The sequence below is a fragment of the Paenibacillus sp. 2KB_22 genome (assembly GCF_052115745.1).
Classification (GTDB): Bacteria; Bacillota; Bacilli; order Paenibacillales; family Paenibacillaceae; genus Paenibacillus.
On the sequence record NZ_JBFRHG010000001.1, the window covers coordinates 1838127 to 1852511 of the forward strand.

The following is a 14385-nucleotide window of genomic DNA, read 5'->3' on the forward strand; positions in this document are numbered from 1 at the left end:
CCAGCGAAAGTTGAACTTTATGTAGAGAAAACAGGTGAAACGGCCTGTCCAGCATTGATGTAAACGCATACATAATATATAATTCAAGTACTCTTGTTCTTCTGCTCATCCATATATGAAGTCTGGTTTATGTATATGAAGTTCTACGTTGTGCATTTAAAACAGGAGGTCCAAGGGGGAAAAAGAATGCGTATACGTTCAGAGGACAGTCAAAAAGTCTTCACACGGATTCTGATCGGCATTATTATCAGTACCGTCGCTACCTTGCTTGTGGCTTCTTCCATTTTGTATGTCAACTATAATCGGATTGCTCTTCGTCAGGTGTATCGTACCGATATGAACAGTCTTACACAAACCAGTCGTGAAGTGGCCAAAATGACCGAGACTGCGAAATCATTGTCATATCAGATTTATCAGGACTACACCATCTCTTCATTACTACTTTATTCCAAACCAAATATCTATGAGATTACATCGGCGATGGAGCAGCTCGACAACTACCGCATGTCCCTTCCCTTTATTGAATCCATCTATGTATATAATTCTAAAAGCAATGAATTCTTTATCAGTTCCAACGTGCGTAATGGGCAGCAGTCCGTCTCGGAGATCGACGATCAGGGGATTACAAGCATCCTCCAACGCTTCCATGACTATAAACCTTTTGTCCCCATCCCGCGTACATATCAGGTTGGCTCTACTGAAGCAACAGAGGTTAACAGCTACACCTATCTCTGTTATGACACGATCAATGACAACGCGAAATTAAACTATGCTGTCATCGTTAATATCAAGGATGATTGGCTCAGTCCAAATATGAATGCTGTGGATCAACCAGGCAAGACCTTTATCGTGAATGAGAATGGGGATCTATTATCTGACTTTGGTGACCGTTCATTGATGAAAAATCTCTCCAGCGAAGCTTTTATGAAGCCAATTATGCAGGATGCCGAGCAGTCAGCTTACTTTACCGAGAAGGTCGACGGAGAAAAATCACTCATCACCTACACCGCTCCCGATGACCTGGGCTGGCGTTATGTGAGAATAACCCCGTATGATCTGATTACCTCGGATATAAGGAGTATGCGCACACATACCGTTCTGTTTTGCGTTGGACTTCTCATCGCAGGGTTGCTTCTCTCTTACCTTGTATCCCGAAAACTATATCACCCTATTGATAAGGTGCTTGTGCGTTTACGTGTGATGGAAGCTGAGCGACGTGGCAGCCTTCATTTGTTACGGCAGGATTTTCTACGAGGGGCCCTTCAGGGCCGCGAAACAGTAACCGGAGGTATGCTGGAAGAACGAATGAAGTTCTACGGTTCCTCCATTGATGTTCAGCGTGCATCCAGACTGGTATTGCTGCGTATTGACCATTTTACCGAATTCTGCGAAACGTATCGTGATGAGACCCAGCTTGTAAAATACGCCATGATGAACATCTGCACCGAGACAGCCAGTCTCCACTACAATGCGGAAGCTGTGGACATGGGCGGTGATCTGATCACACTCATCTTCAATGACAAAGCGGAAAACCATGAACTTGGGCAACCTGCTCATCATCCGATCGAGGAGCTGCTGCGCATGATGCAGGCTGCTGTAATGACCCATTTGAAATGCTCCATCTCCTGTACGATCGGCACGGAAGAAGATTCATTGGAAGACAGTATTGCATCCTACACCCGATCAGCCGAAGCCTCACTGCATCGTTTGTTCATGGGACCGGGCTGTCTGATCTATACCTCTGACATCATGGCTTATCACGCCAAAGAGTACGCATTCCCGGCAGGTAAGGAAAGACAGCTTGTTGATCATCTAATGACAGGTAAGACCCGAGAAGCCAAACAAGTCTATGCAGATATCGTCGGCGAAACAGCCGCTTACCCGTTTACCGTCTTCCAGCTAGCCTTATCCCATCTGACGATGACACTGAACCATGTACGAAATACCCTCAAGAAGAATAATCAACTCACGCTTGATTCAGTCTCGGATGGACTAATGCTGCCTGTCAAAGAAGCGGAAGACATCAGTGAAATACATGAACACTTCTATCGTATGTTCGATGAGCTTGGTTCCAAAGTCGAGGAGAAACGTACGCTGAAGCACGAAGAGTTGATTCGTAAAATCAATGGCATTATTGAGCGGGACTATGCGGACCCCAATCTATGTCTAACTTCTATCGCAGATGAGCTTAGCATGTCGCCCATCTATGTAAGCAGGCTCTACAAACAGCTCACCCTGAAAGGGCTCACGGACGTGATTAACGAAACCCGCATAGCCAAGGCCCAGCATCTGCTGGTGGAAACGGAGAACTCCGTTGCCGACATTGCCGAGAGAACTGGATTCACCAACAGTTCATACTTCTATCGCATGTTCAAAAAGTTCAATGGTGTTACACCGAACGATTATCGGCGCAAAGAGTTTCATTCAGAAAACTTTTGAAATCATCCCAGACGTGAGTTTATGGAGCATTGCACATTGTTGTTAATGCAAAAAAGAGCGACCTATGAGAAAGAATCATTCATCTCATGTGTCGCTCTTCTTTAATAAGTTTAAGTTAGATTTCGATTTATTCCTGTTCCTGATCTTCGCCGGACTCATCAGAAGCTTCACGAACTTTATACTTGTCAAGGCGTGTCTGCTGATACTCACGCAGGGCCTCTTCACCAACAATCACTTCAACCCGGTGAATGTTCATACCTTTACCCATGAATTTCTGCTCGTACTCCGTCATCACATGTTCTTCATTCAAACCATCACGATGCAGATTCAAAGAAATATTGGTCATTTGCAGGCCGAAGTCGGCAATGGCGTTGAGTGAGAAATCAAACAACGTCTCCGAATCGGTTTTGAAATGAATCTGACCTTTGGGATTAAGCAATTCCGTGTATTTTTTCAGGAAGCGCGGATGCGTCAAACGACGACGTGCATGCTTTGCTTTTGGCCAAGGATCACTGAAGTTCAAATAAATGCGCTCCAGTTCTTCCGGTTCAAAAACTTCCTCGATCTGTTCGATATTTGCCAGCGCAAGCTTCAGGTTCGGAGGTGTCTCCACATCAGCCTGACTCCACGCATTACGAGCTTTCTCACTGGCACGACGCACCAGTTCATCATACATATCAATACCGATAAAATTAAATTCCGGATATTTATAACTCATTTGGCTGATAAATTGACCTTTACCCATACCAAATTCCACGAAGATCGGATGGTCATTGCCAAACAGTTCAGACCATTTTCCTTTATGTTGCTTGGGGTCCAGTACAACAAGATCAACTTGTTGTTCCAGATTTTCTCTTATCCCTTTTCTGCCACGTAAACGCATTTTATTCCTCCGTTTGTCCCATACTTGTCTCAGACTTATTTTGCCGAAGAACTGGCAAATTGTAAAGAGCAATGAAAAGGGAATCTTCGGATCTGCCACTTTGGGCAAATCTCAAAGATTCCCTCTTCGATTTATTTGGAATTGGGGTCCAACTACTTTAGTAGTTCATAGTCTACCTTATCTTGGTGTGAAAAATCAAATGTCTTTTCGAAAGCATCGCGAACTTTTTGTCTTGCAGCCGCTTTCACTTTCGGATTTCCATTAAAACGAACACCTGTTAAAGCCAGTGCTTCTTCTGCCGTCAATTCAACAGACACATGATTCAATTCTTTGTTTTTAACTTGGGAATTCATTCATATCACCTCACGGTATAGTATGGTCCATGACGTCAACATTGATTCAAATGCTATGATGAATAGTACCCAGTAGATGGTGTCTGACGCTGATTTAAATATAACACAAGGTGTAAACTATAGCAAGGAGAAAACCTTGATTTTACGGCCTATTTTGCGTTTCGGTTCCCTTTTTTTTTAGTTTTTTGATACAATGATAAAAGTTCATGAAGACACCTATAATCGCTATCCATCGTCTATGACGGAAATCGCATAGCGCTTCTTCTTTTGTTCACGTATGATTACTGTAATTAGACAGCCAAAGGAGTACCTTGAAGATGAATGCACCTGCATTACAGTCCCCTCTCCTGTGGGGAGATAAACGATTCCATACCTGGAATTATGAGATGCGAGATCAATTTAACAATAAGGTTTTCAAAGTGATGCTGGATGCTGGATTCACCTGTCCCAACCGTGACGGTACCATTGCCAAAGGTGGTTGTACCTTCTGCAGTGCGCGCGGATCAGGCGATTTTGCTGGCAGCAGACGTGAAGATCTGGTCACCCAATTTAATACAATTCGAGATAAACAGCACCTCAAGTGGCCTACAGCCCATTATATTGGTTATTTCCAAGCCTATACGAACACATATGCTCCGGTTGAGGAGCTTCGCGAATATTTTGAAGAAATTTTAGAGCAACCAGGTGTGGTTGGTCTGTCCATCGCCACGCGCCCGGATTGTTTGCCAGATGACGTTGTTGATTATTTGGCCGAACTGAACGAGCGCACATACTTGTGGGTTGAGATGGGGCTTCAAACGATCCACGATTCCACATCAACATTAATTAATCGGGCGCACGACACGAAGTGTTACGAAGAAGCGGTTGAGAAACTGCGCAAACGAAATATACGTGTGTGCACACATATCATATATGGTCTGCCTCAAGAGACGCATGAGATGATGCTGGACACTGGACGGGCTGTCGCCAATATGGATGTACAGGGCATCAAGATTCACCTGTTACATCTGATGCGTAAAACCCCAATGGTAAAGCAATACGAAGCCGGTCTTTTACGTTTTCTCGATCAGGACGAGTATATCAAGCTGATCGTAGATACATTGGAGATGCTCCCGCCAGAAATGATCGTACACCGCCTTACAGGCGACGCACCGCGTGATCTGCTGATTGGACCAATGTGGTCCATGAACAAATGGGAAGTATTGAACTCCATTGATCGTGAGCTGCGAGAGCGGGATTCATGGCAGGGTAAGTATTGGAGGCGAGCATAGATGGGCTTTCTTTCGGTTCTCAGCTGTGCTCATCAGTGGATTGCTTCCCGTCTGCAGCCAGGTGATCTGGCCATAGATGCAACGGTTGGTACTGGAGCAGACACACTATTTTTGGCACAACAAGTAGGCAAACGTGGTCAAGTCATTGGATTCGATATTCAAAGTGAAGCCCTTACACTTGCACAGGCCCGGATTCGAAAACAAAACGACGAAGCCAAGCTTGGCTCCATCTCCATGCTTCAACTAAGTCATGATCGAATGACAGAAGCCGTGCCGGAGTCATGGCTTGGTTCGGTTGGTGCAGTCATGTTTAATCTGGGGTATCTGCCTTCGGAAAATGCAGATTCCTCCATCATAACCAAGACTGACAGTACAATTGCTGCACTCGAGGCCGCACTCGCTTTATTACGTCCTCGCGGAATTATTACAGTTGTGCTCTACCCCGGTCATGACGGAGGCGCACAGGAAGCATCAGCCGTGTTGGAGTGGTCCTCTTCCCTGCCGGTAGAGCAGGCACAGGTTGTGTTGTATCGCCAATTACAGCGAGAAACTTCTCCTTTTCTGATCGGAATTGAGAAAAAATAATTTCCTTTGTTCACCAAATACAATAAACTAGACACAATCGCAAGGTGAGCTGTTAACGACTTCTCCTTCCGGCGATCTGTGTTCTAAATCTACATATGCAAACGTATTCACTTGTTTGTCCATGGCGATTGCATGCCCATGACTGATTAAAGCGATCCACCATTTCATATACTAGAGGAGAGATTACTGATGTCTACGCCATACCCATTACAATTCCAACCTGAATTCAAAGAACGTGTGTGGGGCGGTCGTGCGCTGGAGCAATTCGGCCTTACGCCCCCTGAAGGACATATCGGAGAAGGCTGGATGATAGCGGATCATCCAAACGGTACAACCAAGGTATTAAATGGAGCACTTGCTGGCAAGGGTCTGGACGAGGTTCGCGAACAACTGGGCACTGAATGGCTTGGAACCAAAGGTGTTTCCGAAAAAGGCGGCCGTTTCCCCCTTCTGATTAAGCTGCTTGACTGCAACGATGACCTGTCCGTTCAGGTTCATCCCACAGACGAGTATGAGGCACTTCCTCCTGGCGAACTTGGCAAAACAGAAATGTGGTATGTACTCGACGCAAAACCGGGCGCGCACATCATCTACGGCCTGAATGAAGGCGTGGATCGGGCAACATTGAAAGAGGCATTGGAAAACGGCACGGTGATGGATACCCTTCGTCAGGTACCTGTAGAAGCTGGTGATACGTTCTTTATCCCTGCCGGAACCGTACATGCGCTCTGTGCAGGCGTCGTTGTCGCTGAGATTCAGCAAAACTCGGATACGACTTACCGGATATACGATTACAATCGTCCTGGACTGGATGGCAAACCACGTGAGTTGCATGTTGAAGACTCATTGAATGTCACCGCCTATGAGGGCGCAGGTGCTTCAACAATGAAAACCAATAACGCTACTCCTGGTGAATGGCTCAAGCTTGCGGAATGTCCTTATTTTGTGGTGGAAAAAGGGGTTGTAACTGAACGCTGGGAACTCTCCACAAATCCTGACAGCTTCACAATTCTCGTTGTCTGTGAAGGAGAAGGCACTTTGGAGTGGGCACTTGCTGAATCAGACAGCATTGAATTGAAAGCTGGACAATGTTATCTCTTGCCAGCCAATCTGGGTTCTTATACTTTAAACGGGAATACCACTGTTCTTCGCTCTTATCTGCCATAAATCAAGCTCATATGTAACCTGTGAAGGAGGAATTACACGAGATGCAGGAATCTACCTTTGCCTTGGTCGCTAGTGAAGGTACCCGTATTCATGTGTACCGCTGGCTTCCCGATCCGGAATGCGACGTTAAGGGTGTAGTGCAAATTGCACACGGCATGGGCGAGACCGCAGCCCGATACGCGGAATTTGCCAACGTTCTTACTGAAAATGGCTATGCGGTCTATGCCAATGACCATCGGGGTCATGGCAAAACTGTGGAGAATGCCAAATTACTCGGTAATGCTGGTATCGATGCCTTCCGCTGGATGGCGAGTGATATGATCAATCTGGGCGAAGTAGCCGCCAAGGAGAATCCTGGAGTGCCCCTGTTTCTAATGGGACATAGCATGGGCTCATTCTTGGTACAACATCTCATGTACGCTGGTCATGAGCAGTACCATGCCTTTATTTTATCCGGGACGAACGGCAGACGTGGTCTGCTCCGGTTTGGTGAGAAGCTGGCCTTCTTGCAATGTGGCATTCAGGGCGCTACTCATCCCAGCATGCTGCTCAACGCGATTGTATTTGGTGGATTTAACCGTTCTTTCCGCCCTGCAACGACACCGTTTGATTGGTTGTCGCGCGACTCCCAAGAGGTTCAGCGATTCATTGATGATCCCCTGTGCGGAGCAGTCTGTACAGCAGGCTTTTTCCGCGACTTCTTCAAATTGCTGCTCGAAGTCCATCTTCCACACAATATGGAGCGCATACCCAAACACAAACCCGTATATCTGTTCTCAGGTGAGAAGGACCCTGTAGGACTTCATGGCAAAGGCGTTCTTAATCTGGTCTCCCAGTATAAGAAGCTTCATCTGGAGAATATTGAGTATCGCCTGTATCCGGGTGGACGCCACGAAATGCTGCATGAGATCAACCGAACAGAAGTGGCTCAGCATGTTGTAGACTGGCTAGAGCGGAATACCCCTGGCTCGAATACACACGATAAGCCTGTAAACCTTACTGAAACAGCTGACTCTATATAATAGAGCCGGAACAATACCATGCATAGCAAAAAGAAACCCCTGAATCGGATGTACAGCTCACGCTGCGCTCCAGTTCAGGGGTTTTCCTGTTAAGCGATATGAATAATAGCCATGATCAAACGTTATGGATTAACCTTCAATTAACAGAGATTCCGGGTCTTCAAGCAGTTCTTTCACGGTCACAAGGAAACGTACAGCTTCACTGCCGTCGATAATCCGGTGATCGTAGGACAACGCGATGTACATCATTGGACGGTTCTCCATCCGCTCTGCATCAATCGCCACTGGACGAAGCTGGATCTTATGCATCCCCAGAATGCCCACTTGAGGTGTATTCAGAATTGGCGTAGATAACAAGGAACCAAATGTTCCACCATTCGTGATGGTGAATGTTCCACCTTGAAGATCAGATAACGCCAGTGTGTTGGAACGAGCTTTGGATGCCAGGTCCGCAATGCTCTTCTCGATCTCGGCAAAGCCCAGACGATCGGCATCACGTACAACCGGTACAACCAGTCCTTCCTTTGCAGATACGGCAATGCCGATATCATAATACTTTTTGAGTACAACATCTTCGCCATCAATCTCTGCGTTAATTGTTGGGAATTTTTTCAGAGCCCCTACAACTGCTTTGGTGAAGAAGGACATGAAGCCCAGGTTAATCTCATGTTTCTCTTTGAACTTGTCCTTACGGCGTTTACGTACATCCATGATCGCAGTCATATCTACTTCATTAAACGTAGTCAACATAGCTGCAGTCTGCTGAGCCTCTACCAGACGTTTGGCAATGGTCGCACGGCGGCGAGACATCCGCTGACGCTCCACTGGTTTGGTATAGGTGGAAGTTCCAGCTGCCGGAGCACTTGGTGCCACAGGAGCTTTATTGGCAGGTGGAGCAACAGGAGCAGGCGCCTGATTGTTATGGCTCTTCACATCGTCCTGGTATACCCGTCCAATTGGATCTTTGCTCTGAACCTGATCCAACTCGATACCACGTTCACGTGCAAGCTTACGTGCAGACGGTGAAGCCGTCTTGGCACTATCGGATGACTCCGGTGCTGCCGCAACAGGTGCTGGTGGTGTTGGAGCTTCAGGCGCTGGAGTAGCGGCCTTCTTCTCTTCAGCTGCTGCCGGTTCGGAAGCGGGTGCACCGCTTCCTCCTCCAGAACCAGCTGAGAGTGTACCGATCGTTTCACCGATCTCTACCGTTTCTCCTTCCTGACGAATGATCTTCTCCAGCACACCACTTTCTTCTGCGCTGATCTCAATATTTACTTTATCCGTTTCCAGTTCAAGAAGCACATCACCCTGATTAACGGTGTCCCCTTCTTTAACCATCCATCTGGATACAGTTCCCTCAGTTATTGACTCACCCATTGCAGGTACTTTAATTTCACTCACAGCTGTTACCTCCCCAGTGGAATATTATTCTTCGTCGTTTGTTTCAACGCAGATGTAATAATCTGTTGCTGTTCCATACTATGCACAAGCTGATAACCGCTGGAAGGACTTGCGTGTTCCGGGCGACCTTCGTATCTAACGGTTGTGCCTTCCGGAGCAACTTCACGAAGACGAGGCTCCATGTAAGTCCAGGCACCCATGTTTTTGTTTTCTTCCTGTACCCATACCAGTTCTTTTACATTGCTGAAACGTGCAAGGATACGTTTGATCTCTTCTGCCGGGAACGGATATAGCTGTTCCACTCGAATGATGTGAAGCCATGACCAATCTGCTTTATCTTTTTCAAAAGCATCTTCAAGGTCGATGGCAATCTTGCCACTGCACAGAATAATACGCTCCACGCGATCTGGCTGCGTACCCAGCCCGGCTTGTTCAAGCACAAGCTCAAACTTGCCTTCACTGAATTCCACTGCCGGTGATGCAACACGCGGATTCCGGATGAGACTTTTCGGTGACATCATCACAAGTGGACGGGCATCTTCCGTTTCAGTCAACGAAGCTTGGCGACGCAACAAGTGGAAATACTGAGAAGCACTCGACAAGTTGGCAACCGTCATATTATCTTCTGCACAAAGCTGAAGGAAGCGCTCAAGACGGGCACTCGTATGCTCCGGCCCCTGACCCTCATTCGCATGTGGAAGCAACATAACCAAACTGGATTTTTGAGACCACTTGGCACGGCCCGCTGATACAAACTGGTCAAAAATAACCTGCGCACAGTTGGCAAAATCTCCGAATTGAGCTTCCCAGATAACCAGTGTATCTGGTGAATATACGTTATATCCGTATTCGAATCCAACAACGGATTCTTCAGACAACGGACTGTTATAGATTGCAAAGGATGCTCTTGCTTGTGGCAAGTGATGCAATGGGCAGAACTTGGCTCCATTCTCCGAATCATGCAGTACCAGATTCCGATGAGCGAATGTAGCACGCTCGGCATCCTGTCCACTAATCCGAATTGGCTTGCCATCTGCCAGAATGGTTGCAAATGCGAGTGTCTCCGCAAGGCTCCAATCCACTTTTTCCCCTTCATTCAGGGAAGTGCTCCGGCGTTGCAAGATCCGCTGTAACTTTGGATACACATTGAAGTTCTCAGGCCATTTCAGCAGGTCCGCATTAATGCTGCGCAGATTCTCCAATGGTACGGCAGTAGGCGTAATCGTAACAGCTTCAGGCTCACTGATTTTCCGTTGGTAATATTCATGTACTTCATTTTTCTTCATCTGGTCATAAGCTTCTTTTAATTTGTTCGTTACTCCATCGCGAATGCTCGTAATGGACGCATCATCGATAACCGATTCCTGCTTCAACTGATCCTGATACAAGTGGCTTACCGTTGGATGGTTCTTCACCTTGTCATAAACGATAGGTTGAGTCGTTTCGGGATCATCGGTTTCATTATGACCGTAACGACGGTATCCGATCAAGTCGATCAGGAAATCCTTTTTAAAACGATTGCGATACTCTGCTGCCATACGAATGGCTGCAATACAAGCTTCCGGATTGTCCGCATTAACGTGTACAATCGGAATTTCGTACCCTTTAGCAAGGTCACTTGCGTAGTACGTTGAACGGGAATCACCGCTATCTGTAGTGAAACCCAGACGATTGTTGACGATAATATGGATGGTTCCGCCATTCTGATATCCTGGCAGAGCTTTGAAGTTAAGCGTCTCTGCAACGATCCCTTCTCCAGGGAATGCTGCATCACCGTGCATCAAAATGGTAGCTGCCTTCGTTACATCCTGCTTCGGATATCCAGGGTCACGACGGTCATCCTGAGCCGCACGTGCAAACCCTTGTACAACCGGATTGACGTATTCCAGATGGCTCGGGTTATTCGCCAGAGTCAGGCGGGCCTGCACAGTTTCCCCGTCTTTTACAAAACGGTTGGCACCCATATGATATTTGACATCCCCCGTCCAACCGTAGTTGATTCCAGTCGAACCTTCCGATGGAACCAGGTCTTTGTTCGGAGCATGATGGAATTCAGAGAAAATTTTGCTGTACGGTTTGCCCAAAACATGAGCCAGTACATTTAACCGTCCACGGTGGGCCATACCCATCAGAATGTGGCTTGATCCGGCTTCTGCCATGATGCGGACAGCTTCATCCAGCATCGGTACAAGCACATCGTTACCTTCGATGGAGAAACGTTTCTGTCCAACAAATGTTTTGTGAAGATAATCTTCAAATTGCTCAACTTCAACCAAACGTTCCAGCAAAGCCTTACGTTCTTGCGGCGTAAGCGGAGCTGGTGAAGTCCGGGATTCCGCACGGCGATTCAACCACTCACGTTCTTGAACTTCGTGTACATGACTGAATTCATAGGCCATGGGTCCAGTGTAAATCTGACGCAAGCGTTGGATTGCATCCCATCCGGTTGCTGTCTGCCCATCTGCACCTTCCCAGATCAGGGAAGCAGGCAAAGCTTTCAGATCTTCTTCGTTTAATTCAAAATGCTGAGGTTCCAGCAAAGATGTATCTGTATCTTCACTGATTCCAAGCGGATCTATGTCTGCAGCAAGGTGACCATACGTACGAATATTCCATACCAGCTTACCTGCTGTAACCGCTTTCTGTAATAATTGAATATCTACGCTTCCGGAAGCCGATTGGGCGTTGCCGGAATTCGAGGTTGTACGTGCATCCCTGCCAGACATTGGCGGTGCACCCCATTGTTCAAATAGTTCACGATAGGCCGGTGTAACCGAACCAGGGTCTTGAGCAAATAATTCATATTGTTCCTGTACGTATCCCATATTGGGGCCATAGTAACTTTCCCAGGGCTTCTTGTTGCCTTCCACGATCGTCATCGACGTTCCCTCCGTCTTGATTTAGTCATAAGTTTTTGACGGAAATCATTGACTAAGCCGTAATTTGCGTTCGTTCAACATTTTAAGCGAAATTTTTCATGAAGTCCAATAATCGTGCTGTTGGTGGTAGTAACGTTAGTCCGACGCTCCCGTCAAGGTTTGTCTGCGTTTTCAAAATCAAAGTAAAACAATGATTGTATATACCGTCGCACAGATGTCGAATACTGTCCTGATCCGTTCGAAGGTTACACTTTCTCCTCTTCTTCAAGTGAAGTCCGTGTTCTAATATCTATTCTATAAACTTTTACGCTCAGGAGCATTTCCTATTTTTAGCTCAATTGATGCATAAATTAGATGAATCGAATAAATCGAGCAATTTGGATAGAACAACGAACGCTTAATTACAACAAAATAGGCATACGATCTCCCATTTACCTCCTTAATTAAATTGTGGTCCATTATGTTCAAAAACAAACCGTCCAGTTAAACATTAACCAATTGACATCACAATCAACAAATAATTGGGGTTTTCTTCAGGAGACCAACTGAAAAAAGCTCGCCCAGACATAAATTATCCGAGCAGCTTCTTTGAATTCAACAAATTCAACTCAGCGAATACTTCTATTTCTCTTCATCCTCTGTAACAGCATCCAGATCTATGGCCATACGGATCATATCCACACAGCGAATACCATCCTCTATAATCTCTTCCTCATAATGCCTCACAAAGAAATCACGATCAACCCCGATAATGCGGAAACCGCAACGTTGGTATAACTTCAATTGGTGAAAACTGGAGTTGCCTGTCCCAATTTCCAGAATCCGGCAGCCTAATCTACGTGCAGCTTCCATCGCTTCCTTAATCATGTGTTTGCCCACACCTTGTCCCTGCAGTTCTTCCTGTACAGCAATATTAACAATCTCGGCAGTCTCCGGACGAGTCTTCAACAATACGAACTCTCCAACCATCTCTCCTTCATACTCAGCAATAAAACAAACACCCCGACTCAGGTACTCATCGACAATTGCTTTTGAAGGATCAGCCATCAATAAAAGTTCGTACGGTCGCTCTTCTTCCCAGTCCAAAATCCGGAACGACAATTTCATGCCAATCTCCACCTTTTCATCGTACAATATTCATTCTCGTTCTGTTTGCAGAAGCCTATGTATGGCAGATCTACAAATATATCTTGCTTGAGTCTAACAAACCTACCACCCAATCTATTAACCAACTACTGTACCCGATTGATTTTGATAATGACGAATAACCATTCCTGATGCTTTGGACATCCCCTGTTTCTCATAGAACGTCTGCAGCTCCGGATCACATAAGAGATCAATCATATAGAGATCACGAAGACGTTCAAACATGCGTTGAACAAGAGCCGTCCCGATTCCCCGACCCTTATACTCTGGTACTACTTCCAGTAAGGGGATATACGCGCTGAGAACACCATCAGAGATGGCTTGTATGAATCCGACCACCTTTCCGGTATCTTCATCAACAGCCAGTTCAATGGCATAGGATTTTTCCAGCAACTTTAGAAAAGTTGGCGTAGACGGCGGGTTTGGCCAACCATCAAAAATATTCCCATCTAGCTGTTCAAGATCTATATCTTCCAACTTATCACGAAATACGATCCCCACAGACTACTCATCTCCCATAAAAATAGTAAACTCCATTATATCATAATATCTGGATATAAATATATAGATATGGATGATACATTATGACCGATCATTAATTGAGAATTTTACATGCTGTATCCAACCTTCAAATTCCCCTTACCGGACTTCGCGCTGTTCAAGAACAGAATCGCTATACACCATAAATGTCTCTTGCAGCGTACGTCCGGATGACTTCTCCCAGATTACACTCCGCTCAAAAGTACCATTTTGGAAAAAACGTGGGAGACGTTCAGCGAACCAGTCCTGCATAGGTAGCTCGAATACCCGCTTCATAGGCACCCATAACAGTTCGCCTTCGGGCGGATCTTGCAATAATTGACCCTCGAATGAAGTCGCCAGATAGTTAAATACCATGTATCGCAACCCTTGTTGAGGATCACAGAACTCATCGAGTCCTTTATACGTAATCTCATTGACCGTTAAACCTGTCTCCTCCAGAACTTCCCGCACAGCACCATCCACAATGCTCTCCGGAAAGTCTACCTTTCCCCCAGGAGCGATGTATCCCGGAAATCCTTTGCGATCCGGCCGATTCATTAATAAAACCTGATCATCCATTTTGTCCCATACCATACACATTGTTAATATCTCTATTCTGGTGCTCATATTCGTCCTCCTGCTAACATGCGCTTCTCTGCTGTACACTAACATTTCTGGGAATAACCTGTGTTTTCCTTCTTTATTCCCACGCTGATT

Annotated in this window: 12 protein-coding genes; 5 read left to right on the plus strand and 7 right to left on the minus strand. The window is 46.1% G+C overall.

Annotated features, from left to right (window positions below; genetic code table 11):
- Nucleotides 1–186: 186 nt before the first annotated feature.
- On the plus strand, nucleotides 187–2439 hold the full coding sequence (locus tag AB4111_RS07885; RefSeq protein ID WP_442031061.1) for an AraC family transcriptional regulator: 2253 nt from the start codon (nucleotides 187–189) through the stop codon (nucleotides 2437–2439).
- Between the two features lie 127 nt (nucleotides 2440–2566).
- Here AB4111_RS07885 and trmB read toward each other — a convergent pair whose 3' ends face one another.
- Together trmB and AB4111_RS07895 are read right to left on the minus strand one after the other, a co-directional pair.
- Nucleotides 2567–3322 carry a tRNA (guanosine(46)-N7)-methyltransferase TrmB gene (trmB, locus tag AB4111_RS07890; protein ID WP_076252463.1) on the minus strand — a complete coding sequence of 252 codons (756 nt, stop codon included), beginning with the start codon at nucleotides 3320–3322 and terminating at the stop codon, nucleotides 2567–2569.
- A gap of 152 nt (nucleotides 3323–3474) precedes the next feature.
- On the minus strand, nucleotides 3475–3675 hold the full coding sequence (locus AB4111_RS07895) for a hypothetical protein (RefSeq protein WP_017689675.1): 201 nt from the start codon (nucleotides 3673–3675) through the stop codon (nucleotides 3475–3477).
- 317 nt (nucleotides 3676–3992) lie between these two features.
- On the opposite strand from AB4111_RS07895, the gene AB4111_RS07900 reads away from it, so the two are divergent.
- The 4 genes from AB4111_RS07900 (at nucleotide 3993) to AB4111_RS07915 (ending at nucleotide 7720) form a co-directional block, all read left to right on the plus strand.
- Nucleotides 3993–4946, plus strand: a complete 954-nt coding sequence (locus AB4111_RS07900) for a TIGR01212 family radical SAM protein (protein WP_442031062.1) — start codon at nucleotides 3993–3995, stop codon at nucleotides 4944–4946.
- Entirely contained in the window at nucleotides 4947–5531 is a 585-nt protein-coding gene (locus AB4111_RS07905) for a class I SAM-dependent methyltransferase (RefSeq protein WP_442031063.1), read from the plus strand.
- Between the two features lie 189 nt (nucleotides 5532–5720).
- A complete protein-coding gene (locus tag AB4111_RS07910) occupies nucleotides 5721–6698 on the plus strand; it encodes a type I phosphomannose isomerase catalytic subunit (protein WP_442031064.1) in 978 nt (325 codons plus the stop codon).
- Between the two features lie 41 nt (nucleotides 6699–6739).
- Nucleotides 6740–7720: an alpha/beta fold hydrolase gene (locus AB4111_RS07915; protein ID WP_442031065.1), complete on the plus strand. Its 981-nt coding sequence runs from the start codon at nucleotides 6740–6742 to the stop codon at nucleotides 7718–7720.
- 129 nt (nucleotides 7721–7849) lie between these two features.
- On the opposite strand, the gene odhB is transcribed toward AB4111_RS07915, so the two are convergent.
- The 5 genes from odhB to AB4111_RS07940 all read right to left on the minus strand — a co-directional run bounded on the left by odhB (nucleotide 7850) and on the right by AB4111_RS07940 (nucleotide 14295).
- Entirely contained in the window at nucleotides 7850–9121 is a 1272-nt protein-coding gene (gene odhB / locus AB4111_RS07920) for a 2-oxoglutarate dehydrogenase complex dihydrolipoyllysine-residue succinyltransferase (protein WP_442031066.1), read from the minus strand.
- Between the two features lie 5 nt (nucleotides 9122–9126).
- The gene (locus AB4111_RS07925) at nucleotides 9127–12000 is read right to left on the minus strand and encodes a 2-oxoglutarate dehydrogenase E1 component (RefSeq protein WP_442031067.1); all 2874 of its coding nucleotides are present in this window, start codon (nucleotides 11998–12000) and stop codon (nucleotides 9127–9129) included.
- A 621-nt stretch (nucleotides 12001–12621) separates the two neighbouring features.
- Nucleotides 12622–13107, minus strand: a complete 486-nt coding sequence (locus tag AB4111_RS07930; protein WP_442031068.1) for a GNAT family N-acetyltransferase — start codon at nucleotides 13105–13107, stop codon at nucleotides 12622–12624.
- Nucleotides 13108–13224: 117 nt separating this feature from the next.
- Nucleotides 13225–13647, minus strand: coding sequence for a GNAT family N-acetyltransferase (locus AB4111_RS07935; RefSeq protein ID WP_442031069.1), 423 nt, complete (start codon nucleotides 13645–13647; stop codon nucleotides 13225–13227).
- A 138-nt stretch (nucleotides 13648–13785) separates the two neighbouring features.
- On the minus strand, nucleotides 13786–14295 hold the full coding sequence (locus AB4111_RS07940; RefSeq protein ID WP_442031070.1) for an 8-oxo-dGTP diphosphatase: 510 nt from the start codon (nucleotides 14293–14295) through the stop codon (nucleotides 13786–13788).
- Between the last annotated feature and the right edge of the window lie 90 nt (nucleotides 14296–14385).